We start from the raw sequence: 588 nt of genomic DNA, 5'->3' as shown, positions 1-588 counted from the left end.
CGCGGCGAGGTGGCGCTGGTGAACGTCTGGGCGAGCTGGTGCGTGGCCTGCCGCGAGGAGCATGCCTACATTTCCGCGCTCGCCGAGCAGGGGGTGCCCATCTACGGCCTCAACTACAAGGATACGCGGGCCGAGGCGCGGCAGTGGCTGTCCGAGTTCGGCAATCCCTACGACGCGATCGTGTTCGACAAGGAGGGCGACATCGGCATGGACTGGGGTGTCTACGGTGTGCCGGAGACCTTCCTCCTCGATGCCGACGGGCGGATCCGGTACAAGCACATCGGCGCCATTACCCGGGAGTCGATGGAGGAGGAGATCCTTCCGCGGGTGCAGCGGCTGCGTGAGGAGGCGGACGCATGAAGGGGGCCGTTCTCGCCATCGTCCTGATACTGGTCACCGGCGCGGCGTCAGCCGCCGGCACCGTCTACGAATTCGATACCCCCGCCCAGCGCGAGCGCTACACGGAAATCATCGGCCAGCTGCGCTGCCTGGTCTGTCAGGGCCAGAGTATCGCCGAGTCTAACGCTGATCTCGCCCAGGACATGCGCGACAAGGTCCACGAGCTCATCCTCGAGGGCCGCGACCGGG

At 66.7% G+C, this 588-nt stretch carries 2 protein-coding genes; both read left to right on the top strand.

Annotated elements, in window-relative coordinates:
- Positions 1–360, top strand: a 360-nt coding sequence (locus G7A99_RS23895; protein ID WP_163144565.1) for a DsbE family thiol:disulfide interchange protein, incomplete at its 5' end; no start/stop codon positions are given.
- Positions 357–588, top strand: a 232-nt coding sequence (locus G7A99_RS23890; protein WP_163144562.1) for a cytochrome c-type biogenesis protein, incomplete at its 3' end; no start/stop codon positions are given. The genes G7A99_RS23895 and G7A99_RS23890, both read left to right, overlap by 4 nt.

This window comes from Arhodomonas sp. KWT (genome assembly GCF_010993615.1).
Note: the sequence above shows the minus strand (reverse complement) of the source record. Positions and strands in the feature narration are given on the sequence as shown.